This is a genomic window from Marinomonas sp. ef1 (assembly GCF_002806845.1).
Taxonomy (GTDB): domain Bacteria; phylum Pseudomonadota; class Gammaproteobacteria; order Pseudomonadales; family Marinomonadaceae; genus Marinomonas; species Marinomonas polaris.
Genome location: NZ_NHTT01000002.1, coordinates 218,483 through 241,213 on the forward strand (window position 1 = coordinate 218,483; position 22,731 = coordinate 241,213).

At 42.1% G+C, this 22,731-nt stretch carries 21 protein-coding genes; 17 read left to right on the plus strand and 4 right to left on the minus strand.

Translation table 11 applies throughout. The features are described 5' to 3' along the window. Positions 1 to 45 precede the first annotated feature (45 nt). Positions 46 to 879 (plus strand): CvfB family protein, encoded by an 834-nt coding sequence (locus CCS02_RS03425; protein ID WP_072839270.1) that lies wholly within the window; start codon positions 46 to 48, stop codon positions 877 to 879. Positions 880 to 904: 25 nt separating this feature from the next. Here CCS02_RS03425 and CCS02_RS03430 read toward each other — a convergent pair whose 3' ends face one another. Beyond that, complete coding sequence (locus CCS02_RS03430; RefSeq protein WP_100635808.1) at positions 905 to 1,852, minus strand: ketopantoate reductase family protein; 948 nt, start codon at positions 1,850 to 1,852, stop codon at positions 905 to 907. An 83-nt stretch (positions 1,853 to 1,935) separates the two neighbouring features. On the opposite strand from CCS02_RS03430, the gene CCS02_RS03435 reads away from it, so the two are divergent. Next, positions 1,936 to 2,421, plus strand: coding sequence for a YajQ family cyclic di-GMP-binding protein (locus CCS02_RS03435; RefSeq protein ID WP_072839214.1), 486 nt, complete (start codon positions 1,936 to 1,938; stop codon positions 2,419 to 2,421). Positions 2,422 to 2,464: 43 nt separating this feature from the next. On the opposite strand, the gene CCS02_RS03440 is transcribed toward CCS02_RS03435, so the two are convergent. Then, the gene (locus CCS02_RS03440; RefSeq protein WP_100187700.1) at positions 2,465 to 2,785 is read right to left on the minus strand and encodes an MGMT family protein; all 321 of its coding nucleotides are present in this window, start codon (positions 2,783 to 2,785) and stop codon (positions 2,465 to 2,467) included. 47 nt (positions 2,786 to 2,832) lie between these two features. Between CCS02_RS03440 and CCS02_RS03445 the strand changes: the two genes are divergently transcribed. The 15 genes from CCS02_RS03445 to CCS02_RS03515 all read left to right on the plus strand — a co-directional run bounded on the left by CCS02_RS03445 (position 2,833) and on the right by CCS02_RS03515 (position 18,292). After that, positions 2,833 to 3,312 carry an FxsA family protein gene (locus CCS02_RS03445; RefSeq protein ID WP_072839213.1) on the plus strand — a complete coding sequence of 160 codons (480 nt, stop codon included), beginning with the start codon at positions 2,833 to 2,835 and terminating at the stop codon, positions 3,310 to 3,312. Positions 3,313 to 3,441: 129 nt separating this feature from the next. After that, positions 3,442 to 3,732: a co-chaperone GroES gene (locus tag CCS02_RS03450; RefSeq protein ID WP_012069737.1), complete on the plus strand. Its 291-nt coding sequence runs from the start codon at positions 3,442 to 3,444 to the stop codon at positions 3,730 to 3,732. 56 nt (positions 3,733 to 3,788) lie between these two features. Beyond that, entirely contained in the window at positions 3,789 to 5,432 is a 1,644-nt protein-coding gene (gene groL / locus CCS02_RS03455; protein ID WP_072839212.1) for a chaperonin GroEL, read from the plus strand. Between the two features lie 116 nt (positions 5,433 to 5,548). Beyond that, positions 5,549 to 6,271 (plus strand): EAL domain-containing protein, encoded by a 723-nt coding sequence (locus tag CCS02_RS03460; RefSeq protein ID WP_100635810.1) that lies wholly within the window; start codon positions 5,549 to 5,551, stop codon positions 6,269 to 6,271. Between the two features lie 147 nt (positions 6,272 to 6,418). Beyond that, complete coding sequence (locus tag CCS02_RS03465) at positions 6,419 to 8,632, plus strand: FimV/HubP family polar landmark protein (RefSeq protein WP_100635812.1); 2,214 nt, start codon at positions 6,419 to 6,421, stop codon at positions 8,630 to 8,632. Further along, on the plus strand, positions 8,625 to 9,449 hold the full coding sequence (truA, locus tag CCS02_RS03470) for a tRNA pseudouridine(38-40) synthase TruA (RefSeq protein ID WP_100187697.1): 825 nt from the start codon (positions 8,625 to 8,627) through the stop codon (positions 9,447 to 9,449). The genes CCS02_RS03465 and truA overlap by 8 nt, the downstream gene beginning before the upstream one ends. Then, positions 9,433 to 10,050, plus strand: a complete 618-nt coding sequence (locus CCS02_RS03475; protein WP_100187696.1) for a phosphoribosylanthranilate isomerase — start codon at positions 9,433 to 9,435, stop codon at positions 10,048 to 10,050. The genes truA and CCS02_RS03475 overlap by 17 nt, the downstream gene beginning before the upstream one ends. After that, positions 10,043 to 11,254: a tryptophan synthase subunit beta gene (gene trpB / locus CCS02_RS03480; RefSeq protein ID WP_072839207.1), complete on the plus strand. Its 1,212-nt coding sequence runs from the start codon at positions 10,043 to 10,045 to the stop codon at positions 11,252 to 11,254. Before CCS02_RS03475 ends, trpB begins: the two co-directional genes overlap by 8 nt. After that, positions 11,251 to 12,057 (plus strand): tryptophan synthase subunit alpha, encoded by an 807-nt coding sequence (trpA, locus tag CCS02_RS03485; protein WP_100187694.1) that lies wholly within the window; start codon positions 11,251 to 11,253, stop codon positions 12,055 to 12,057. The genes trpB and trpA overlap by 4 nt, the downstream gene beginning before the upstream one ends. Before the next feature lie 31 nt (positions 12,058 to 12,088). Continuing rightward, the gene (gene accD, locus CCS02_RS03490; RefSeq protein ID WP_072839205.1) at positions 12,089 to 12,952 is read left to right on the plus strand and encodes an acetyl-CoA carboxylase, carboxyltransferase subunit beta; all 864 of its coding nucleotides are present in this window, start codon (positions 12,089 to 12,091) and stop codon (positions 12,950 to 12,952) included. Positions 12,953 to 12,956: 4 nt separating this feature from the next. After that, positions 12,957 to 14,213, plus strand: a complete 1,257-nt coding sequence (gene folC / locus CCS02_RS03495; protein WP_100635813.1) for a bifunctional tetrahydrofolate synthase/dihydrofolate synthase — start codon at positions 12,957 to 12,959, stop codon at positions 14,211 to 14,213. A gap of 3 nt (positions 14,214 to 14,216) precedes the next feature. Continuing rightward, positions 14,217 to 14,825, plus strand: coding sequence for an SPOR domain-containing protein (locus CCS02_RS03500; protein ID WP_232617150.1), 609 nt, complete (start codon positions 14,217 to 14,219; stop codon positions 14,823 to 14,825). Between the two features lie 75 nt (positions 14,826 to 14,900). Continuing rightward, positions 14,901 to 15,434: a CvpA family protein gene (locus CCS02_RS03505; RefSeq protein ID WP_072839203.1), complete on the plus strand. Its 534-nt coding sequence runs from the start codon at positions 14,901 to 14,903 to the stop codon at positions 15,432 to 15,434. A gap of 77 nt (positions 15,435 to 15,511) precedes the next feature. Further along, on the plus strand, positions 15,512 to 17,017 hold the full coding sequence (gene purF, locus CCS02_RS03510; protein WP_100635815.1) for an amidophosphoribosyltransferase: 1,506 nt from the start codon (positions 15,512 to 15,514) through the stop codon (positions 17,015 to 17,017). Between the two features lie 99 nt (positions 17,018 to 17,116). Next, positions 17,117 to 18,292 carry an O-succinylhomoserine sulfhydrylase gene (locus tag CCS02_RS03515; RefSeq protein WP_198515325.1) on the plus strand — a complete coding sequence of 392 codons (1,176 nt, stop codon included), beginning with the start codon at positions 17,117 to 17,119 and terminating at the stop codon, positions 18,290 to 18,292. 102 nt (positions 18,293 to 18,394) lie between these two features. Here CCS02_RS03515 and CCS02_RS03520 read toward each other — a convergent pair whose 3' ends face one another. Both CCS02_RS03520 and CCS02_RS03525 read right to left on the minus strand, forming a co-directional pair. Beyond that, the gene (locus CCS02_RS03520) at positions 18,395 to 21,607 is read right to left on the minus strand and encodes an efflux RND transporter permease subunit (protein ID WP_100635819.1); all 3,213 of its coding nucleotides are present in this window, start codon (positions 21,605 to 21,607) and stop codon (positions 18,395 to 18,397) included. A gap of 11 nt (positions 21,608 to 21,618) precedes the next feature. Then, complete coding sequence (locus tag CCS02_RS03525; protein WP_100635821.1) at positions 21,619 to 22,713, minus strand: efflux RND transporter periplasmic adaptor subunit; 1,095 nt, start codon at positions 22,711 to 22,713, stop codon at positions 21,619 to 21,621. Positions 22,714 to 22,731 lie beyond the last annotated feature (18 nt).

Genomic DNA, 22,731 nt, shown 5'->3' on the forward strand with positions numbered 1-22,731 from the left:
AATGAAGTGCGTATAGTGCGAAAAAAATTGCTTGCCGGAGAACTCATGGCTACACAAATTGGGCGCTTAAATACATTAAGAGTCGTTAAAGAAAAAGATTTTGGTGTGTATTTAGACGCCGACCAATTAGGCGAAATTTTGCTTCCTAAGCGTTACGTGCCAAAAGGCGTGACGGTAGACGATGAAGTAGAAGTGTTCGTTTATTTGGATTCAGATGATAAATTAATTTCAACCACTGAATTTCCTAAGGCACAAGTTGGAGAGTTTGCTGCGTTAACTGCAATAGCAGTAAACCAAGTTGGAGCGTTCTTTGATTGGGGGTTACCTAAAGACTTATTGGTGCCTTTTAGTCAGCAGAAAAACCGTGTAGAGGAAGGTGAAACGCATTTGCTTTTCATCTACCTAGATCAAGCGACAAACCGTATTGTTGCAACCACCAAAGTAGATGCTTTGTTGAACCGCGAAGAAGCACCTTATCGTGTAGGCGATAAGGTTTCTATTATTATCGGCGATAAAACCAATATTGGCTTTAAGTGTGTTATTGATAATCGCTTTTGGGGGGTTCTGTTTTTCGAAGATGCTTTTAGACAGCTTCGTAAGGGTGAAAAAACGGTTGGTTTTATCAAGCAGATGCGTGAAGACGGCAAGATTGATTTGAGCTTGCAAGAAGTTGGTTACAAGAAAGTACGCAATATATTAGATGATATTCTGGATTACTTAGATGCTCATGGTGGTGAGTCTCCATTGACAGACAAGGCATCACCAGAAGCTATTTATGCAGTGTTTAAAGTAAGTAAGGCAACCTATAAAAAAGCATTAGGTGCGCTTTATAAAGAGAAGAAAATTCTGCTTACTAAAGAAAAGATCTCTAAAATTTAGCTTTGATTGATCGATGAAAAAGCTGCTAAGGAAGACTTAGCAGCTTTTTTTTGACCTCTTCTCTCTGCTCTGCATAGGCAACGCCATCAAAAAGTAAACGCTGTACAGGCAATTCAATAGGGCTGTTATCAAGTAAAAAGCCTGAAATAAAGCTGTTTTCAGTTTGGCGCTGTAATCTAATATCTTCGTGCATAGAAGATCTATTTAAACGAGTGAGCTGGGCAATAGTGTGCACTCTGTTTTTGAGGTTTTCTTGGGTAAGGTGTTGGCTCTCTTGCGCATAACTAAATTTTGGATGGGTAAAAACACTCGATAATTCAGACAGTGTTGCGTCGATTAGTGGCTTAAATTCATCATTAAGAATATCGCCATTATGTATGTTGAAAATAGCAGTAATCGGATTAATTACCGCATTGACTGCGAGCTTCTCGATCATTCTTTGGTGAATATTCGTTACTGTCATATTTTCAATAGGGAATTCTTTCGCGGGAGAGGTAATGCGCCATTGGCCAAAGTAGGAGTCGCCTAAGCCTGTGTGTTTAATGTGATTTGCTTCTATTTTCAAAACACCTTCGCTGGTTGTTCCTGCCCACAGGTTTTGGGTGTCTAATAAAATGTTTTGAAGATCTTCCTGGGCCCCAATTCCATTGCATAGGCAGGCAATATTTGCATCATTTGTTACGTGGTTTGCAATTTGCGAGAAAGCATTTTTTAGATCAAACGACTTTGTGCATAGCAGTACTTTATCGTATTGAGCTGTCAACTCTTCCGCTTTGAAACTTTTTATTTTATGCGTAGAGACACTGACTTGTTGTTGTCCCTCTTCATCAGTAAGAGATTCTAGGGTGATCTTTTTACCGGGGTTCTCCGATCGATACACTAGATGGACTTTATTGCCGAGTTTTTCTAGCTTACAAGCCCAAAATAGGCCGATAGCGCCAGCGCCGATGATTAACCAAGGCGTGTTCTTCATAATAGGTTTCCATTAGGTGTTTTATTTCAATCCCTGTTATTATCACCCCAAAATACATTATTGAAAATGCAAAGGAGTAGAAAATGCCATCATTTGACGTAGTATCTGAGTTAGATTGGCACGAAGTCACTAACGCAGTCGATCAGGCAAACAGAGAGATTACAACGCGTTATGACTTTAAAGGCGTAAAAGCGCACTACGAAATTAAAGACAAAAAAAGCGTTGTTATGGAGGCTGAGGCTGAGCCTCAACTTCGCCAGATGTCTGATATTTTAAATCAAAAATTGGTTGGCCGTGGCATTGATTTAAAAAGTTTGGAAAAAGAAGATGTCGTTAAAGGAAATATGCGCGCTTCTCAAGCGGTTAAAATGAAAGAAGGTCTTGAAACAGACGAAGCGAAAAAAATCGTTAAAATGATCAAAGATAGCAAAGCGAAAGTTCAAGCGCAGATTCAGGGTGACCAACTTCGTGTAACAGGTAAAAAACGAGACGACCTTCAAGAGGTGATGGCATTGTTGCGCGGTGCTGATTTAGCACAGCCAGTTCAATTTACCAATTTCAGAGACTAAATATATTTGCGGAGCCGCCATTCATTGTTAGTTGGTGGCTCTCTTATTTCTTTATTGAGTTTTCATTAAAAGCCAGCTTACTACCCACAATAACCCAGCCTTCTTTTTCTAATTTTTCTTTTTGTCTTAAATATCCATCTGTGTTTTCTGCGAAACTAATGCGACGCTGGGCATTTATGACTCTATGCCACGGCAGCTTAGTGTCTTTAGGTAGGTTTTTCATTAAACTGCCAACTTGCCTTGCATGGCCTGGAAACCCTGCTAGTTTTGCAAGTTCTCCGTAAGCAATGCATTCGCCCTTGGGTATTTCACTTAAAATATGAAACACCTGAGATTTAAATCTATCTATCGGTTGATTCGCCACATTTAGCCCTTAAATAAATAGTTACACTTAAAACAAAGAAGGTAAATATGAGATTTGCACTTTTGCTTTTCATACTCATTCCCGTTATTGAACTATCAGTATTAATAAAGGTTGGTAGTCAAATTGGTGCACTAGCAACGGTTGGCTTGGTTTTCTTAACGGCTATTTTAGGCGTGACTTTAATACGTAAGCAAGGGCTAGAAACGTCACTTAAAGCGCAGGAGAAAATGCGTCGAGGTGAGTTGCCTGCCTCTGAAGTTGCTGAAGGTATCATGCTAATTTTTGCAGGCTTGTGCTTGTTAATGCCTGGTTTTGTAACAGATATTATTGGTGGCTTACTATTGATTCCGCCATTACGTAAATTATTTGCGGCAGGTCTTTTGGTTAACTTTGTTGCATCTATGGTGAAAAAAGGGTCTAAATGGGCGCCTTATGGTGGTTATGACGCTCAACCTCAAGGTGAAACGATTGATGGCGAGTACTCAAAAGAACCTAAAGATGACAATGACTTAATAGATAAAAAATAATTTATTTTCAGGGTTGAAATTGGCTTGTATAGCCGTATATAGAACCTTGTTAAAGATTCCTACTATGTATCAGTAGGGTTATCCAGCCAGGGGAGTCCTGGTATCGTTTTTAATTGGAGAGATTGATCAATGAATATTCGTCCTTTGCACGATCGTGTCGTTGTTCGACGTAAAGAAGAAGAAACAACAACTGCATCTGGTATCGTCCTTCCCGGATCTGCTAAAGAAAAGCCTACTCAAGGCGAGGTTTTGGCTGTTGGCACTGGCCGTATTCAATCAAATGGCGATGTGCAAGCTTTGGCCGTTAAAGTTGGTGATACTGTGTTGTTTGGCCAATACTCCGGTCAAACCGTTAAAATCGAAGGTGATGAACTGCTTATCATGAAGGAAGACGAAATTTACGGCATTGTTGAAGCCTAAGTCACCCTGCAGATCTATTACGATTCATAGCATTTAAACAGTTAAGGTATAAGAAAATGGCAGCTAAAGAAGTTAAATTTGGAGATAGCGCTCGTCAGCAAATGCTGAAGGGTGTAAACGTTCTTGCAGATGCAGTAAAAGTAACCTTGGGGCCAAAAGGTCGTAATGTTATTATTGAAAAATCTTATGGTGCACCGCTTGTTACTAAAGATGGTGTGACTGTAGCGAAAGAAATTGAGCTTGAAAACAAGTTTGAGAACATGGGCGCACAAATGGTGAAAGAAGTTGCTTCTCAAGCCAATGATGTTGCTGGTGACGGTACAACAACAGCAACCGTTCTTGCGCAAGCAATTGTTGCTGAAGGTCTTAAAGCTGTTGCTGCGGGTCGTAACCCAATGGATCTTAAGCGCGGTATCGACCAAGCTGCTGCGGCCGTTGTAAAAGAGATTGCGGCGCAATCTACACCTTGTACTGATACTCGTGCTATCGAGCAAGTTGGTACTATCTCTGCTAACTCTGATTCCTCAGTTGGTAGAATCATTGCAGAAGCTATGGAGCGTGTTGGTAAAGAAGGTGTTATCACAGTAGAAGAAGGTTCAGGTTTTGAAGATGAGCTGGCTGTGGTTGAAGGTATGCAATTTGATCGTGGCTACCTATCTCCTTACTTCATCAACAACCAAGAGACTATGAGTGCGGAACTTGAAAACCCATTCATCCTTCTTGTTGATAAGAAAATCTCTAATATCCGTGATTTGCTACCAGTATTGGAAGGCGTTGCAAAAGCTTCTCGTCCATTATTGATTATTGCTGAAGACGTTGAAGGTGAAGCCTTGGCAACTTTGGTTGTAAACACTATGCGCGGCATCGTAAAAGTAGCTGCAGCTAAAGCGCCAGGCTTTGGTGATCGTCGTAAAGCAATGCTTGAAGATATCGCCGTACTTTCTGGTGCTACTGTTATTTCTGAAGAGGTGGGCTTGAGTCTAGAAACAGCGACTCTTGATCAGCTAGGTACAGCAAAACGTGTTACTTTGACAAAAGAAAGCACAACGATTGTAGATGGTGCTGGTAATGCAGCAAACATCACCAGTCGTGTTGAGCAAATTCGTGCTGAGATTGCTAACTCTTCTTCTGACTATGACAAAGAAAAACTTCAAGAGCGTGTTGCTAAATTGGCTGGTGGCGTTGCTGTTATCAAAATTGGCGCAGCAACTGAGTTGGCAATGAAAGAGAAGAAAGCACGTGTAGATGACGCTCTTCATGCAACTCGTGCTGCTGTTGAAGAAGGTGTTGTTGCTGGTGGTGGTGTTGCTCTAGTTCGCGCTCTTACTAAAATTGTTGATCTTAAAGGTGAGAACGAAGATCAAAGCGTAGGCATCACTCTTGCTCTACGTGCGATGGAAGCGCCAATGCGTCAAATCGTAATCAACGCAGGTGCTGAAGCCTCTGTTGTTGTAGATAAGGTGAAGAAAGGCGAAGGTAACTTTGGTTACAACGCTGCAACTGGCGAGTATGGCGATATGTTGGAAATGGGTATCCTAGATCCAGCTAAAGTAACTCGTTCTGCACTTCAAGCAGCAGCATCTGTGGCGGGTCTTATGATCACTACTGAAGCAATGATTGCTGATTTGCCAAAAGACGACGCTGGCATGCCTGATATGGGTGGCATGGGCGGAATGGGTGGTATGGGCGGGATGATGTGATCCTTCTCTAACCCATTGATATAAAAGAAAACCTCGCTATTTTGCGGGGTTTTTTTTTATAATTAATTGTTGTGCTGATGTGGGCATCATTAATGTTTGTTTTTAGGGTTGTTTAAATGGATTCGTTATCACAAAAGATGTTGTTAGAGTTAGTCGAATCTAGACGATTTGGGGTTGAGTATCAGCCAATTGTGGAATTGAAAACAGGTGATTTTTTTGCCTATGAGGCGCTTTCAAGGTTTAGGTCTCTGAGCGGCGAGTTAATAAGGCCTGATTATGTGTATGCTGCACTGCATGACAACCCATTGCTATTATTTCAGGTGGAGCTTGCTCAAAAAAAGATACAGCTGGAGTGTCTTTCCAATTCGGAGAGAGTGTTTGTCAATCTAGATCAGGATGCTTTTTATGCCTGCGGACAGCATGCAGAAGATAACCCCTTTGTTGAACTTATACAGGCAGCAGGGCGAGATCGTGTTGTGGTTGAATTAATAGAAAATTCTGAAATAAGTGATGCGTTAATGAGTCTATCTATGATTGAGCTGTTTAATGGATTGGGTATTCGGACGGCATTAGATGATTTATGCAACCCAAAATCTATGTTATCTGTTGCTGTATTGCAGTTAGTTGAATGGGTTAAATTGGATAAATGTGTGCTAGAAAAGAGATTAGATGCTAATTTTATGGTGTTTGTATCAAAGATAATTGATTTCGCTCATGCTACGGGGAAGCAAGTTATCCTTGAAGGGGTCGAAGTAGAGGAAGACTTAGCTTTTGCCCGACGTATAGGTGTAGATTATGTGCAGGGGTTTTATTTTCGAAGTGGTTTTTTGAGTCATTAGGTGTAAAAAATGTATTGCTTTGATGTTTTTTATCTCTCTCTTGCATTAAGTGCAAACCATTGATTCTAAAGCTATTGATAAATGATCACCTGTGTAAGATACTTGTTTAGATATTTATGTCCATAATTTGTAAATAAAGGGAAGCTTATGCTCAGAAAAACCCTCGTTAGTATTGCTGTGTCAGGCGCGCTATATGTGTCCAGCAGTTACGCACTGGAACTGGGTGAGTTGACCTCTCAATCAAATTTGGGCGAACCTTATCGCGGAAAAATCGAACTTTCTGATGTAGGGTCTTTAACAAACAACGACATATTAATTCGTCTCGGCAGTGAAAGTGAATTTCGTCAAGCTGGCTTTGCTCAGACAAGAGTTTTATCACAGTTGAGGTTTGATGTTGTTCGTGAAGGTGGTAATCTCGTTGTGGCTGTGTCATCTGACCAACCATTACGAGTAGATGAGTTACATTTTATATTGGCTGCTCGTTGGCCTAGCGGTCAGGTTGTTCGAGAATATCAGACACCATTAAATCAATCCGCATTGGTTAAAAAATCTCAAAAAGAAGTCGTTCAATCCACTCCTGTTGCATCTGTTACGTCGGCATCAAATCAATCAGTTTTTCGTCAAGCGACTATTGATGCGGAAAAAATGTCCCCAAAAGGTCAGTTGAATGTAGTCAAAGGGAATACTCTTTGGTCTATCGCTGGTCAAAATCGTCCGACGAATCAACTAACCATCTATCAAACAATGATGGCGATTCAAGCGCTCAATAAAGATGCTTTTTATTCAGATAATATTAACCTTTTGAAAGAAGGTGCCATTCTGCGTTTGCCAACACAGGATCAAATCGCACTTTTTAATAAATCAATTTCAAAGGAAGAATTCCAACGTCAACATGATGCTTGGATGGCACTGAAAGGCTCTAAAAATAGTTCAGCTATTGAACAAGCTCAATTAAATACTCAAGCAAAAGCTAAAGCTGCAGCTAATGCGCCCGCAGCTGGCGGTGATAAGTTGACCTTGGCTTCTGGGCAAAGTTTACTGCCTGAAAATGCTGCGAGCTCAAATGCTGGTGATGATAAGAGTGCCGCCCTAAATGCTTTGCAAGGTGAATTATCTGCTTCACAAGAAATGCTAGACAAAGAGCAGCGTGAAAAAGGTGAATTATCAACTCAATTGGGTGATTTGAACAAGCAGCTTGAAACCCTTGAGCAGCTGATTAGTTTAAAAGATAAACAAATGGCAGATTTGCAACAGCAATTTGCCAGCGCTCAGCAGGCTCTTCAGGAGCAAAAAAATACTGTTGACCAGCTTCTAGAGGCAGATCAAATTCGTCGAGAAAAAGAGCTGGCGGAAGAGAACTCCCTTGTTAACAAGATATTCGGCAATCCAATCGTTGTATCAATCGGTGCGGTGGTATTGCTGCTGTTTGGTTTCTTGATTGGCCTAGTTATGCGTAGAGCTGGTAAGAAGCAAGAGGAGCAAGATCCATTAAAAAAGGATGAGTTTGATCTCTCATCAGCTGCGGTTGTCGCGCCTGTTGCTGTAGCTGCGGCAGCTAATTATGCATTAGACGATGGAATCGAAGAGAAAGAAGAGCTAAAAGAAGAAGATCCTTTCGCTTTTGATTTTGATACGCCTGATGAAGACGATGATCTTGAAGATTTTGGTTCTTTTGGGGACGATATTGCTTCTGTAGAATTTACTGACCCAATGGTCGATGACAAAATAGACTTATCTGAAGATCCGGAAGATGAACTTGAAAGTGCAGTAGAAGATGATGCTATTGACGATGACATGTTTGCGTCTTTTGATGAGCCAGATGATTTGTCTGATCCAGTATTAGACTTTGATGAAGACGATGAGCTAGATGAACTGGAAACCTTTGTTGAGGATGATATACCAACAATGATACCAGAGGCTGTTGAGTCGGTTTCTGATGATGTGGAAGATGAGGTTGAAAGTGAAGAAGAGTCTTTTGTTTCGAGCCTATTAAATGATGTTGATCAAGATGATGTTGATGAGTCGTCTATCTTTAGTGGTACTCCAAATGATTCTTTGGCTAATTCAATAGAAGAAACATTAGCTGAGGCTCAGCAAGAGGAAGATGAAATAGAGGTTCCTTCATTTGGCGAGGCTGAAGCTGCTGAAGATGAAGAAGTTAGCGATGAAGAAGAAGAGTTCGACTTCTTTGATGCTAGTGGTGATGAGGTTGCAACCAAGCTTGATTTAGCAAGAGCCTATATGGATATGGGTGATGAAGAGGGTGCTCGAGTTATTCTGGATGATGTTATTGAGTCAGGTAATGAACAGCAGATTGCTGAAGCACAGAATATGATGGAGCGAATGTTCCCAAGTGACTAAAAAAGTAGTACTAGTTGTTGAATATAATGGCTCTGAGTATAAGGGCTGGCAAGCACAGAAATTTGGTGTTCCAAGTGTTCAGGAGAATTTAGAAAAAGCGTTAGCCATAATTGCAAATCATCCTGTTAAGGTGGTTTGTGCCGGTCGAACGGACTCAGGTGTCCATGCAAGCGCCCAAGTGGTTCATTTTGAAACTGATGTTGAGCGTAGTGAACGTGCATGGACGATAGGAGTTAATACTTATCTTCCCACAGATATTACCGTTGTAGCTGCAAGTTCTGTTTCAGATGACTTTCATGCTCGTTTTAGTGCATTAAGCCGTCGTTACCGATACGTTATTTATTCGTCGGCTTTTTGTCCGGCAATATTAGCCAAAGGAGTAACTTGGACGTACAAAACACTTGATGTTGCGGCTATGGAAGCAGCTGCGAAAGTGTTTCTGGGTACTCACGATTTCTCTTCTTTTCGCGCGATTGGCTGCCAAGCCAATACTCCTATACGGACGATCCTAAACTTTGATGTACAGCAGCTGGGGCAATATATTGTCTTGGATGTTCGAGCCAATGCTTTTTTGCATCATATGATTCGAAATTTCGCAGGTGTCCTGATGTCTATTGGTGCGGGCGAAAAGCCTGTTTCTTGGGCAAGACAGACCTTAGAGGCAAAGGATCGCACCAAGGGTGGAATTACAGCGCCACCGACAGGGTTGTATTTTGTTGACGCTCAATACCCTGATGTCTTTAATGTACCGAAACGACCTTTAGGTCCTCATTTTTTACCCTATGTAGACGAGCCAGTTTATGAATTGCCGAGTTAAAATCTGCGGGATCACAAATTTAGACGACGCAATAGTTGCGTGTCGCTATGGTGCAGATGCTTTGGGATTTGTTTTTTACGAAAAAAGCCCCAGATATGTTGCTCCTGATGTGGCGAATTTTATTGTTACTCAGTTACCACCATTCGTAACCCCAGTTGCTTTATTTGTAGATGCGGATAGATCTCTGGTTCAATCTGTAATAAGTGGCAGTTCCCGCTGGACTATTCAATTTCATGGTGGTGAACCTGAATCTGAATGTATTTCTTATCAACGCCCTTATATGAAGGCATTGAGAATACAGCAAGGGGATGATGTTGCTGCTTTGGTGGATCAATACCCAAGTGCTAGTGCTATTTTGCTAGATGCTTATAAAGCTGGCGTTCCTGGTGGAACGGGTGAAGTATTTGATTGGTCTTTAATACCGGTCGGCTTGTCTAAACCAATTGTGTTAGCGGGCGGTTTAACGCCAAGTAATGTTGAGCAAGCAATAAGACAAGTTAAGCCATATGCCGTCGATGTAAGTGGTGGTGTTGAATTATCTAAAGGCATTAAGAGTGAGCTTAAGGTTCAAGAATTTATTAGTGGAGCGAAATGTGGATAGCAAAGACATTAATCTAGATTTACCAGACTCTCATGGTCGTTTTGGTCCCTATGGCGGCATATTTGTTTCCGAAACGCTGATGTCAGCGTTGGAAGATCTGACTGAGATGTATGAACGCCTGTCTAAGGACAGCGATTTTCAAGCCGCCTTCGATTATGACTTAGCGCATTACGTTGGTCGTCCTTCACCGCTATATTTTGCTGAGCGACTAACGAAAAAAGCAGGTGGAGCGAAGATATATCTGAAGCGTGAGGATTTAAATCACACTGGCGCTCATAAGATAAATAATACAATCGGTCAGGCTCTGCTTGCGAAGCATATGGGCAAGCCAAACATTATTGCAGAAACCGGCGCTGGACAGCATGGTGTGGCTTCTGCGACGGTTGCTGCTCGATTGGGTTTAAATTGTAAGGTATTTATGGGGGCGGAAGATATTCGTCGTCAATCACTTAACGTATATCGTATGAAGCTATTAGGTGCGGAAGTGATTTCCGTTGAGTCCGGCACCAAAACGTTAAAAGATGCGCTTAATGAAGCGATGCGTTATTGGGTAGGGAATGTGGATGATACCTTTTATATTATAGGTACTGCTGCAGGTCCTCACCCTTATCCTAAATTGGTTCGAGATTTTCAATCTGTAATTGGTCGCGAAACTAAGGCTCAGTGTTTAGCTCAAGAGGGACGTTTGCCAGATGCTCTAGTCGCTTGTGTTGGTGGTGGGTCAAATGCCATTGGTATGTTTCACCCATTCATCAAAGATGAAAGTGTCGCAATGTACGGAGTTGAAGCGGGTGGTGATGGCATTGAAACAGGTCGCCATGCGGCTCCATTAAGTGCTGGGCGCCCTGGTGTTCTGCATGGCAACCGTACTTATGTCATGGCCGATGATGATGGTCAAATTATTGGTACTCATTCTATCTCTGCGGGTTTGGATTATCCTGGTGTTGGTCCTGAACATGCTTGGTTAAAGGATATCGGGCGCGCTAACTACGTGGCGATTAATGATGATGAAGCGATGGATGGCTTTAGAGATTTAACTCGCTTAGAAGGCATAATGCCTGCACTTGAGTCAAGTCATGCTGTGGCTTACGGTATGAAGTTAGCGGCGACCATGGATAAAGATAAGATTGTTGTGATCAACCTTTCGGGGCGTGGTGATAAAGATATTCTTACCGTTGCAGAATTGGATGGGATTGAAGTATGAGTCGCATTAAACAATGTTTTGAAAATTTAGAAAAATCTGGTAAAAAGGCGCTCATTCCGTATATTACCGCTGGCGATCCTAGTCCTGATTCTACAGTGACCTTGATGAATGCTTTGGTTGATGCTGGGGCTGATGTGATTGAAATTGGTATGCCTTTTTCGGATCCCATGGCCGACGGCCCAGTAATTCAGTTAGCCTGTGAACGTAGCTTGGCAGCTGGCACCAGTGTTAAAAAAGTATTGCAGATTATTACTGAATTTAGACAAGGTAATAAGCAAACGCCTATTGTTTTGATGGGTTATTTAAATCCAATTGAGTTTTTTGGCTATCAAGCTTTTTCAGATGCCGCAAAAGAAGCGGGTGTTGATGGTATTTTATTAGTAGATCTGACTCCTGAAGAGGCGACAGATGTAGTAGAATGCTTCCGAGAGAACGAGATAGATCTTATTTATTTGCTGTCACCTACGACAACACCAGATCGCGCAAAGAAAATCTGTGACTTGGCATCAGGCTATGTGTACTACGTTTCTGTGAAAGGTGTAACTGGTTCTGCTGAACTGGATGTTGATAGTGTTAAGAAGCATGTGGATTCATTGCGTGAAATTACCAACTTACCTATTGGTGTTGGTTTTGGTATACGCGATGCAAAAACTGCAGCGGCAGTAAGTAAATGTGCTGATGGCGTGATTGTTGGTAGTGTATTAGTGAATGCTATCGCTGAAAATAAAGATCATCAAAAAGAATATATAGCTGACGCTTTAAGCGCCATTTTATCGCCTATGCGAAATGAAATGGATGCTTAAGCGATAGCAAACGAGAAATGTGGAGAAGTAAATGAGTAGCTGGTTAGATAAATTTGTCCCTTCTATAGTACGAAGTGAATCAAAGCGTAGTGCAGGTTCTGTACCTGAGGGTCTTTGGAAAAAATGTCCAAAATGTGAAAATGTTCTATATCGTCCAGAGTTGGAAAAAAACTTAGATGTTTGTCCAAAATGTAATCATCATCTTCGTGTTGGTGCTCGTCGTCGTTTGGATATTTTCTTGGATAAAGAAGGTCGTCATGAAATCGGTGCTCATCTTGAGCCTGAGGACAAATTAAAATTTAAAGACTCAAAACGCTATAAAGATCGTCTGGCTGATGCTCAAAAAGCAACGGGCGAAAAAGATGCTTTGGTTGCGATGCAAGGTGCTTTGAATGGAATGCCAGTGGTTGCTGTTGCGTTTGAATTTAGCTTTTTGGGCGGTTCGATGGGCGCAATAGTCGGTGAACGTTTTATTCAAGCAGTTAATGTTTGTTTGGAAAAACGTATTCCACTTGTGTGTTTTTCTGCCAGTGGTGGAGCGCGTATGCAAGAGGCGCTAATTTCCTTGATGCAGATGGCGAAAACAAGTGCTGGTTTGGAGCGCCTGAAGCAAGAAGGCATTCCATATATTTCTGTTATGACAGATCCAGTTTTTGGTGGTGTATCTGCTTCTTTGGCTATGTTAGGCGACTTGAACGTTGCTGAGCCAAATGCCTTGATTGGTTTTGCTGGTCCGCGTGTTATTGAGCAGACAGTTCGCGAAAAATTACCTGAAGGTTTCCAGCGTAGTGAGTTTTTGTTGGAAAAAGGTGCGCTAGATATGATCATCAAACGTGATGAAATGCGTAATCGCTTATACAATATCCTGTCTTTGCTGACTAATAAGGTTGCTTAATTAGATGACGCACACGTCATTAGCTAGCTGGCTCTCATATATTGAGAGTCAGCATCCTTCAGAAATAGAGTTAGGTCTAGAAAGAGGGAGCAAAGTATTAGCTCGATTAAATTTATCTAGACCTAAGCATAAAGTGATCACTGTAGCTGGAACAAATGGTAAAGGCTCAACCTGCGCCATGTTGACTCAGTATCTGTGCGAGCAAAATTATTCTGTTGGTACCTATACTTCTCCCCATTTTCTTGCTTTTAACGAACGCATAGCATTGAACGATTTGCCTTGTGACGATGAGATTCTTTGTTGTGCATTCGAGGCAATTGAGGCGGCGCGTGAAGGCATCACTTTGACCTATTTTGAATTCAGTACACTTGCTGCGCTATGGATCTTCGATCAATCCAACCTGGATTATTGGGTGCTAGAAGTGGGGCTGGGTGGTCGCTTAGATTCTGTCAATATGATAGATACCGACGTTGCTGTTGTTACCTCTATTTCTTTAGATCACATAGATTGGTTGGGCGATAACCTAGATGTTATTGCGAGAGAAAAAACAGGCATTGCGAGAAAAGATAAGCTACTCATCAGTGGTGTTGTTAATCCTCCTAGTACTATTGCTAGCACAGCGTTAGAGGTGGGGGCGCATTTGCGTCAAAAAGGTGTCGACTTCCACTTTAAGTTAGATAGCAATACCTGGTCGTGGTCTGGTGATGGGCTTCAGTTTGAAACATTGCCGATACCATCACTTCCTCTGCAAAACGCAGCTACAGTTATTGCAGTTTTGGTTTATATGGGCTTTTCTCCTACGCATGCTGATTTAGTTTCTTTATTTAGCCGTGCGCAGCTAATGGGGCGTTTTCAGAAAGTAGCTACGTTTCCTGATGTGTACATTGATGTGGCCCATAATCCTGAAGCTGCTATTGAATTAGCTCATCGCATAAGCAATTTGCCGATTCAACCAGTTGCTGTCTGCGGTATGTTAAAAGACAAAGATATTGCTAGTGTTATGAAGCATCTTGCAGGCAGTTTTTCTGATTGGTTTTGTTGTGATTTAGCTGGACCAAGAGGGGCAAAGGCAAGCGAGCTTGTTAAGCATATTGTGCATAGTTCACCTTCTCTCGCTTTAAACGCAAAGGCTTTTCAGTCTGTTGGTGATGCTTTTAGTTCAGCTTTAGTGAAAGCTCAAGATGAGCAGCGTTCAGTGATTGTTTTTGGCTCCTTTGTAACTGTCTCGGATTATTTGGCGCTTAATCAATCAAAAGAGTGATTTATGATAGATAGAACCATTACATACAGACTTATTGGCGCCGGCATTATGGTGTTATCAGCGGCCATAATATTACCTTTGATTTTGGATGGTGAGCGTCCAGCTGAGCTTGATGTTCAGGTTCAAGTCACTACTCCCCCGGCTTTTCCCATTGTTGAAATTGCCCCAGTTCAGTCTGTCGATAATTTACCGATAGAGCAATCAATTGGTGAAGATAGGGCGGCAGAGGATATTCGTTTGATTCCAGTTCCTCAATCTGCTAATGACGTTTCAAGTATTAGTGGAGTGGAGTCGACTGTTTCCGCTAAACCTGAGGCCAAACCAGAAGCGAAACCTGCAGTAGAGAAAGAGCCTGTTGAAAAATCGGCACCTGTGCAGGTTGCTGATCGTTGGGTACTTCAGATTGCTACTTTTAAGAGCAAAGAAAATGCTGTTCGTTTAGTCGAAAAGCTTAAAGGGGCAAATTATGATGCCTACAGTTTGACGACCAATTCACTTTATAAAGTGTATGTTGGTCCTGAATTCAAGCGAGAAACCTCCGAAAAAATGCGTGAAGAGATTAAGAAAAAATTTAACTTAAACGGAATTGTTGTTAAATATTCAGTGAATTAGTTCGAGGTTTGGTGTCGTGGTATTTGGAAAATCCTAGGCATCTGTTAAACTTCGCAGCGATTTTTAGAGGTATTCATGGGGCAAATAAGTTCAATGTCGACAATTGATTGGTTGATTATTGCTGTAGTGGTTCTTTCTACTCTTTTGAGTTTAAAAAGAGGCTTTGTTAAAGAGGTTTTATCACTTCTTACTTGGGTTGTTGCCTTTGTTGTGTCGGTAAAGTTCTCAGATCAGATGCAGGCATTGCTTCTTGATCAAGTTCAAAATGACCAGATTCGTTATATTGTTTCTTTTGTTTCCCTATTTATAGCAACGTTAATTGTTGGGTCCTTGGTGAGTTTTTTACTGGGTTCTCTGATTCAAGTAACGGGCTTGTCGAGCACTGATAGAGTATTAGGCATGTTATTTGGCTTTGCTCGTGGTGGTTTGATTGTTGTGGCTTTCGTTTCTTTATTGAGCTTGAGTCCAGCGATAGAAAAAACTGAGTTTTGGAAAACTTCACAATTGATCCCTCAACTGGGTCAGTTGAATGACTGGACGCGTGATATGTTAGGCAAGAGCTCGGATCTTATGGATTCGTCTCTCATTGATCGCGCCCTTGGAAATTAGTTGCTCGAAGTAGCAATCAAATAGATAAAGAACCTTTGCGGCGTTTGTCGCAATTCCCCAACACGAGGATCTAGAACATGTGTGGTATCGTTGGTGTCGTAGGCACGTCTGTGGTTAACCAAGCAATTTTTGATGCGTTAACCCTTCTTCAGCATCGTGGGCAAGATGCTGCGGGTATGGTTACAAGCCATAACGGACGATTATGTTTACGCAAAGACAATGGTCCGGTGAGTGAAGTATTTCGCACTCGCCATATGAAAAAACTACACGGTAACATAGGTATTGGGCATGTCCGTTATCCAACGGCAGGGACTTCTAGTTCAGCAGAAGCTCAACCTTTCTATGTTAACTCTCCCTACGGCATTTCACTTGCACACAATGGTAATTTAACGAATACCGCTAAACTGAAACAAGAAGTGTTTGAATCTGACTTGCGTCATATCAATACAACTTCTGATTCTGAAGTTTTGGTAAACGTTTTGGCTCACGAACTTCATGAAGAAGGGAAGTTGGTGCCAACACCTGAAGATATCTTTAATGCGCTTGAGCGTGTTTACAAGCGTATCGAAGGCGGCTATGCGGTAGTCACTCTGATCACAGGTTATGGTATTTTGGCTTTCCGTGATCCAGATGGCATCCGCCCATTGATTTATGGCTCCCGTCAAACAGATGAGGGCGTTGAATATATGGTCGCTTCTGAGAGTGTGGCGCTTGATGCGGCAGGCTTTAAAATTGAGCGGGATATTCAGCCAGGTGAAGCGATCTTTTTTGATCTAAACCACAATGTTCATGTCCGTCAGTGCACACCAAAAAAAGTAGCGCGTCCTTGTTTGTTTGAATATGTGTACTTTGCTCGCCCCGATACCGTTATTGACAGCATCTCAGTATACAAAGCACGTATTAATATGGGGGATCGTCTTGCAGCAAAAATTCAGCGTGAATGGATAGATCATGATATTGATGTGGTTATTCCAATTCCTGATACAAGCCGAACAGCTGCTTTGCAAATCGCACAAACATTAAATATTCCGTTCCGTGAAGGTTTGGTTAAAAACCGCTATATCGGTCGTACGTTTATCATGCCGGGTCAGGCTATTCGTAAAAAATCTGTACGTCAAAAGCTGAACCCTGTGCCTTTTGAATTCAAAGATAAAACGGTATTACTAGTTGATGACTCCATTGTTCGTGGTACGACGAGTAAAGAAATCATAGAGATGGCGAGAGAAGCGGGTGCGAAGAAAGTATATATAGCATCAGCTGCGCCAGAAGTTCGTTACCCGAATGTTTACGGTATCGATATGCCTGCAGCAAAAGAGCTTATTGCACATGATCGTAATGTCGATGAAATTTGCGAATTAATTGGTGCTGATAAATTGATATTCCAAGATTTGCAAGATTTGATCGATGCATGTATCGATGAGAAGCATTCAGATGTTCGTGAATTCGATACGTCTGTGTTTGACGCAAAATACATTACAGGCAATATTGATGCTGCTTACTTGGCGGGCATTGAAGGCGCGCGTAATGATTTAAATAAAGCTGCGGTTGAAGACCAAGCTAGCGATATGATGCACCCTATGTAATATTTGCATTATCTCGTGACGGATAAAACTAAGCCAGGTCACGCCTGGCTTAGTTGTTTTTGGGAAAAGATTTTTTGAAGCATGTCTTGGAGTGAAGTAATGGCTGATTATAAAGATGCAACGAATGCGATTCGTGCAGGTATTCGTCAAACGCAAGAGCAAGAAAACAGCGAAGCCATTTTTATGACCTCGAGCTTTGCTTATGGTAGTGCAGAAGAGGCGGCAGGGAAGTTTTCCGGTGAAGAGGATGGTAATGTTTACTCTCGTTTTACCAATCCAACAGTAGAGTTATTTGAAAAGCGCTTAGCGACCTTAGAAAAAGGCGAAGCTGCTATTGCAACAAGTTCTGGCATGGCGGCATTAATGACGTTGGCCTACAGTTTGTTAAGTGCAGGTGATCGGGTTGTTTGCTCCCGCAATATCTTTGGCTCAACAGTTAAGTTTTTTAATGCCTATACAACAAAATTTGGTGTTGAAGTGCTTTATGTGGATGCGACAGATTATGCAGCATGGGAAGAGGCGATTAACGAAAACACACGTTTTTGTTATTTCGAAACGCCTTCTAACCCACTGTATGAAGTGGTTGATGTTTCTCGTGTGGCTGCCTTGGCGCATGCTAAAGGTGCGTTGCTTTGTGTTGATACGGTTTTAGCGACACCAGCGTTGCAGAATCCTTTGACGCAAGGTGCTGATATTGTCATGCAATCAGCGACTAAATTTATTGATGGTCAAGGCCGCTGCTTGGGCGGGGCTTTAATTGCCAGCCAAGAAATAGTTGATGTCTTCACTGCCTTTATGCGTAGTGCTGGGCCATGTATGAGTCCGTTTAATGCTTGGGTGTTGTTAAATGGTCTAGAGACCTTGTCTTTGCGTATGACAGCACATTCTGCAAACGCTATGAAGCTGGCTACATATTTAGAAGCGCACCCTAAAGTGCTTAAAGTAAATTACGGCGGATTGCCGAGCCACAAATATCATGAGCTGGCTAAACAACAGCAAAAAGACTTTGGCGGATTGTTGTCTTTTGAAGTGGAAGGTGGTCGCAAGTCTGCTTGGGCGGTCATTAATGCCACGAAATTGATGTCGATTACAGGCAACTTGGGTGATACCAAAACTTTGGTGACTCATCCGGCTACTACGACTCATGGGCGATTGACGGACGATGAAAAAGCCAAAGCTGGTATTACAGAAGGATTGATTCGTGTCTCTGTTGGTTTGGAAGACATCGACGATATTATTGCGGATGTTAAAAAAGCGTTGGACCAATTGGTTTAAGCCTCATTTGTAACCAAATAATCGGTTATAAAAAAGCGGACTTAGAAGGTTTTCTAAGTCCGTTTTTTTGTTTTCAGTTGTTCTATTTTTGACAGCCAAATTTTAGTTGTCTTTGTCAGGTGCGTTCTTATTGTCAGCCGTTCCAAACGGCAGGTCTTGTGTTTCTCCCTTTGGAGCTTCTCTTTCCAATGCCTGTTCTTCTAATACTTGCAGCTGCTTTCGCTCTTTACGTCGATAACCTAAAACCAATAAACAGGGCGTCAGAATAAGCGTTAATGGTGTGGCAAAGGTTAGGCCACCAGCAATGGCAGTGGATAGTTGGGTCCACCATTGAGCCGATGGTGCGCCTATGCTGAAGGATTGGTGAATCAGATCAATATTGAATTGAAACACCATAGGCACCAAGCCAAGGATAGTTGTGATAGTGGTTAGCATAACAGGCCTGAGGCGCTGAACGCCTGTTCTGATAGCTGCTTCACGCACCAACATGCCTTGTTTACGCAAACCGTTGAAGGTGTCGATTAGAACGATATTGTTGTTAACCACAATGCCTGCCAAAGCAATAACACCAACCCCGCTCATTACAATGCCAAATGGCTGCCCTTTTACCATTAGGCCAATGAATACACCCATGGTTGAAAAGATTACCGCACTCAGAATTAATAAACATTGGAAGAAATTATTAAACTGAGTAACCAAAATGATCGCCATGATGAAAAACGCTACACCAAATGCTTTGATCAAAAATACCATGGATTTTTGTTGGTCTTCAGTGTTGCCGCGGAACTCATAGCTAACAGATTTATCTATACCTGCAGCATTTAGTTTTACTTTTATGGCTTTTATTACTTCATCAACGACTAAGCCGTCTTTCACGTCGGCATCAATTTTAATGGTTTTTTTGCCATCGGTCCTGTTTATCACACCTTGCTTCGGTGCTGCATATCGATGAATGAAGTTGCTGGCTGGAATACTTCCTTGGTTTGTAGGGATCTGCAGTTGATCTAATTGATCAAGGCTGCGTTGATTAACGGGATAGCGTAAAACAATATCAATTTTGTCATCGGCTCCTTCCGGTAAGAAATCGCTCAGAGTTATACCTGTTGTAACTAGTTTAATGACATTGCCGAGACTGTTAACGTCGACTCCGTATCGACTGGCTTCTTCGCGATTGATATCAATACGCCATTCAATGCCAGCCAAGGATCTGTCATCACTAACCGTTATTATCTCATCTCTCAACAATAGCTGTTTGCTGATCTCATCAGCGGCAAGATTAAGGGCTTCAGTGTAATTGGAACTAAGCTGTAGCTGGATATCAGCCCCAGATTGTGGCCCACCTTGTTCTTTTTCTGCGCTGATTTCAATGCCGGGTATTTGCTTGGTTCTTTCTCGTATACGATCCAAAATAGCGCCAGCGGAGTCTCGTTTGTACCACTCAATAAACTCCATACTAATGGAGCCAATACTATCTGGTGCAGCGCCATTTCCAGGGGTGGCGTAAGATGTTGCGACGACACTTTTTAGTTCTCTTGTGCCGATAATTTGTTGCTCGACTTGTCTTACCAAAGCATCTTTTTCTTCTAAAGAAAGATCACCCCGGGCTCGTATATCCAAATTAGCGGATTCGGGTTCGATATTAGGGAAAAACTCAATGCCTTTACCAAACTTACCATAACTAGCAAAAATGCTAAGCAGCAGAGCAATGGTGAATAGTAAAACCCAAATAGGATATTCGACTAAACGAGTTAGCGTTCTTCCATAGAAACCTGTTGGTCCAGTAAGTTCGCTTAGGTCACCCGTTTCCGTGATGCGTAAGGCGTGCATGGTTTTTTCGGTGTAGGCACCTTTTTTGCCAATAATAGAACCGATGGTTGGTAATACAATTAACGCCATTACCAAAGACGAAGAAAGCGTCGCTATGATGGTGATCGGCATAAAACGCATAAACTCCCCAACTATGTCGGGCCAAAAAAGCAATGGCATGAAAACCGCTAAAGTAGTAGCAGTAGAGGCTGTGATTGGCCATGCCATGCGTTTAGCTGCTTCACTGTAAGCTTGTCGCTTGGACGCGCCTTCTGCTAGTTTGCGGTCTGCATACTCTGTGACAACGATAGCGCCGTCTACCAGCATGCCGACACTAAGGATTAGGGCAAACAACACCACCATATTGATGGTGTAGCCTTGTAAATCGAGAACCAAAATACCAGAGAGGAAGGCGCCGGGAATAGCGAGGCCAACCAATATGGCGCTTCGTACGCCAAGTGCCCAGACAATAACTATCATAACTAGCAAGGTTGCTGCCAAAACGTTATTGAACAGATCGTTTAGGGAGGTTTCGATGTCGATGGATTTATCACCAGTAAGGTCGTATTCAACACCATCTGGCCATTGTTCGCTTTCGTTCTTTACTGTGGCTTTAATTGCTTCAATGGTCTCTATAATATTTACGCCGACTCGTTTGGATACGGCAAGTGTTATACTGCGTTTGCCTTCTACTCGAGCGTAACTGGTTGGGTCTTCAAAAGTTAGTTCGCCTGTTGCAATATCGCCTAGTAAGACGACTTGATCGCCATCAGCCTTGATTGGCAAATTCAGAATGTCTTCTTTTGTCTTGAGTAGGCCGGGGACTTTTAAAGAAAAGCGCCCAGCGCCAGTATCTAGATTACCTGCCGCAACCAATTTGTTATTGCCAGAAACAAAACTGGCAACGTCAGCCAGAGAAAGATTATACGATTCAAGTTGCTCGGGACGAATGATGATCTGTGCTTGTTGGTCTCGGTCACCACTAATTTTTGCTTCTAATACGCCATCAACCGCTTCAATAGAATCTTGCAGGTTTTTTGCAATGCGACTGAGTGTTGCGAAGCTTACATTGCCAGATAAATTGACTCGTAGTACAGGGAATGTTGAAAGGTTTACCTCTGTTACGGTCGGTTCATCGGCATCGTCAGGCAATTCGCTTTTAGCTCGATCTACCTTGTCTCTAGTATCGCTAATTGCTTGGTCAATATTTACACCGGATTCGAATTCAAGCGTGATAGAGGCATGACCTTCAGAGGCGGTAGATTTTAGTTCTTTTAAACCTTCTAGCCCTTTGAGTTCTTTTTCTAACGGATGAACCAACAAGCTGTCAGCATCTTCTGGTGAAATGCCGTCTAGAGAGACAGAGACATAAGCCATTGGAATGGTAATGTCAGGATCACTTTCTTTGGCGATTTCGATGTAAGAAACCGTACCCATAATTAATATGAGGACGAAAAACATCAGTACAGTTCGAGAGCGAGCTAAGGCCGCCTCAATTAATAGTTGCATATTGGGCCTCCTTAGTTTTGGTAGTGAGCTTCAATTTTATCACCCGCAGACACAAAACCTTGTCCGACGGTGATAATGTTCACATTATCAGGAAGGCCGCGTACCCAAACTTGATCGCGTTCTGATTTAATGATTTCTACAGGTGATACAACGACAGTATTGTCGATGCTGATAGTTTTTATGGCCGTTCTGCCTGAATCATCTAAGGTCAGTAGTGCTGGCGAAAAAGCATGAGCTCTTTGTTGATCTAGAATGAAATCAACGGCAGCAGTTAAACCAGCAGGTATCGCATTGTCTGGATTATCTACCTGCATTTCGACACTGATAGTACGACTAGATTCGTTAGCGGTCGTGCTGATATAAGAAACAAAGCCTTCTGCCTCATAGCCAGATTCGAGGCGAATGTTGCCTTGAGTGCCAAGTTTTATAAGTTGAATCTTATTCTGTGGAATATTGACACTAACTTTTATTGGGTTTACAGAAACCAGAGTGCCAATTGTTGCACCAACAGCTAATACTTGTCCTTCTTGAACTTCTAAGGTATTTAGTATGCCGGTGAAGGGCGCTGTTACATTTGCGTTTTCTAAATCAACTAATAACGATTTTTCTGTCGCTTTTGCAGAAGCAAGATCTGTTTCTGCTTGGGCTAGATTGACCTTTGAAGTCAAATTACCTGCATTCAGTTTTCTTATGCCATCTAGTTCAAGCTGTTTTTGTTTGACGAGTAAGCCAGCTTGCTCTATTTGAACCTTTAGCGTGCGAGTGTCTATTTGCACTATAGATGAGCCTTTTTTAATAAAACGACCTTTTTCTACAGGTAATTTTATTATGCGTCCCTGATAACTGTTAATAAGTTGTAAAGTCTCATCTGCTAATGTCTTTCCGCTTAATGGCAAGTGCATTTCAATGGTTTTAGTAATTAATGTTTTGGCTTGAACTGGATACGCAAGTTTGCTTTCTTTTGCCTGAGATGAAACGGTATCTTCATTGGGCTTTTTTTCAGTTTGACTAACCGTAATGCCATTGCCTCCTGCAAACATCCAAGTCACGGTTGCGATGGCAATGACCACAGCAGTAATTGGCCCTACCTTACTTTTAAACTCCATTTGTTACTCCATGAACCA

What these genes read in the sequence shown, in the direction of transcription:
- CCS02_RS03505 (WP_072839203.1), top strand. Translation starts at nt 14,901, where the DNA reads ATGGGGCAAATAAGTTCAATGTCGACAATTGATTGGTTGATTATTGCT.
- CCS02_RS03460 (WP_100635810.1), top strand. Translation starts at nt 5,549, where the DNA reads ATGGATTCGTTATCACAAAAGATGTTGTTAGAGTTAGTCGAATCTAGA.
- CCS02_RS03445 (WP_072839213.1), top strand. Translation starts at nt 2,833, where the DNA reads ATGAGATTTGCACTTTTGCTTTTCATACTCATTCCCGTTATTGAACTA.
- CCS02_RS03430 (WP_100635808.1), bottom strand. Translation starts at nt 1,852, where the DNA reads ATGAAGAACACGCCTTGGTTAATCATCGGCGCTGGCGCTATCGGCCTA.
- CCS02_RS03435 (WP_072839214.1), top strand. Translation starts at nt 1,936, where the DNA reads ATGCCATCATTTGACGTAGTATCTGAGTTAGATTGGCACGAAGTCACT.
- trpA (WP_100187694.1), top strand. Translation starts at nt 11,251, where the DNA reads ATGAGTCGCATTAAACAATGTTTTGAAAATTTAGAAAAATCTGGTAAA.
- CCS02_RS03475 (WP_100187696.1), top strand. Translation starts at nt 9,433, where the DNA reads ATGAATTGCCGAGTTAAAATCTGCGGGATCACAAATTTAGACGACGCA.
- purF (WP_100635815.1), top strand. Translation starts at nt 15,512, where the DNA reads ATGTGTGGTATCGTTGGTGTCGTAGGCACGTCTGTGGTTAACCAAGCA.
- CCS02_RS03515 (WP_198515325.1), top strand. Translation starts at nt 17,117, where the DNA reads ATGGCTGATTATAAAGATGCAACGAATGCGATTCGTGCAGGTATTCGT.
- CCS02_RS03465 (WP_100635812.1), top strand. Translation starts at nt 6,419, where the DNA reads ATGCTCAGAAAAACCCTCGTTAGTATTGCTGTGTCAGGCGCGCTATAT.
- CCS02_RS03500 (WP_232617150.1), top strand. Translation starts at nt 14,217, where the DNA reads ATGATAGATAGAACCATTACATACAGACTTATTGGCGCCGGCATTATG.
- folC (WP_100635813.1), top strand. Translation starts at nt 12,957, where the DNA reads ATGACGCACACGTCATTAGCTAGCTGGCTCTCATATATTGAGAGTCAG.
- CCS02_RS03425 (WP_072839270.1), top strand. Translation starts at nt 46, where the DNA reads ATGGCTACACAAATTGGGCGCTTAAATACATTAAGAGTCGTTAAAGAA.
- accD (WP_072839205.1), top strand. Translation starts at nt 12,089, where the DNA reads ATGAGTAGCTGGTTAGATAAATTTGTCCCTTCTATAGTACGAAGTGAA.
- CCS02_RS03520 (WP_100635819.1), bottom strand. Translation starts at nt 21,607, where the DNA reads ATGCAACTATTAATTGAGGCGGCCTTAGCTCGCTCTCGAACTGTACTG.
- CCS02_RS03450 (WP_012069737.1), top strand. Translation starts at nt 3,442, where the DNA reads ATGAATATTCGTCCTTTGCACGATCGTGTCGTTGTTCGACGTAAAGAA.
- groL (WP_072839212.1), top strand. Translation starts at nt 3,789, where the DNA reads ATGGCAGCTAAAGAAGTTAAATTTGGAGATAGCGCTCGTCAGCAAATG.
- CCS02_RS03525 (WP_100635821.1), bottom strand. Translation starts at nt 22,713, where the DNA reads ATGGAGTTTAAAAGTAAGGTAGGGCCAATTACTGCTGTGGTCATTGCC.